The organism is Oleiphilus sp. HI0086, assembly GCF_001635225.1.
Map to the genome: position 1 here is coordinate 1 of NZ_LWFZ01001230.1, position 712 is coordinate 712.

General features: G+C 44.4%; 1 protein-coding gene. It reads right to left on the reverse strand.

Translation table 11 applies throughout. The features are described from left to right. The coding region (gene argS, locus A3756_RS21440; protein ID WP_156490666.1) for an arginine--tRNA ligase at nucleotides 1-466 on the reverse strand (466 nt) is incomplete at its 3' end. Nucleotides 467-712 lie beyond the last annotated feature (246 nt).

The following is a 712-nucleotide window of genomic DNA, read 5'->3' on the forward strand; positions in this document are numbered from 1 at the left end:
CACCGAGAAGTCTGCAAATGCTGTCACCGACTGCTGCGCCACGGCCATGCCCTACATGCAATGGGCCGGTAGGATTAGCGGAAACAAACTCGACTTGAACTTTTTGGTCTTTACCTGAGTTGTTGTGTCCATATTTATCCGCATTTTCAATAATTGAACTGAGGACGGCAAAGCTGCTGGCGGAGCTCATAAAAAAGTTGATGAAGCCAGGGCCAGCAATTTCAATTTTGTCTACGCTTGCATTATTTTGAGCGGTGATCTTTTCAACGATTTGCTCAGCAAGCGCTCGAGGTGGCATCTTGGCCTGCTTGGCTAAGACTAGCCCTATATTCGAGGCATAGTCGCCATGCGCTTTATCTTTTGTCGCATCAATATTGATCTTATAACTCGCGTCCGAAGGAATGACGTTCTCGTTGCTAAGTTCAGTCACAACCGTTTGTACAAGTTCAATTATCAGTTCTTTCATGCGCGTCCAGATTTACAAAAGCCAATGGGAAATTAAAAGGGGGCGTATTATCTATGATTCCGTTCAAGATTTAAACGCTAATACTTGGAGTTAGAGTAAAAAGTGCGCTTTTTACTCTGACTCCAAGTATTGCTATTAGACGTAATCGAGGGGGTCTGCGTCGATATATAGCTTGGTTTTATGGGATTTACGCGAATCTAGATAACAGCGCAAGCTATGTACAAGCTGCGAGCGAGCCTTCATATC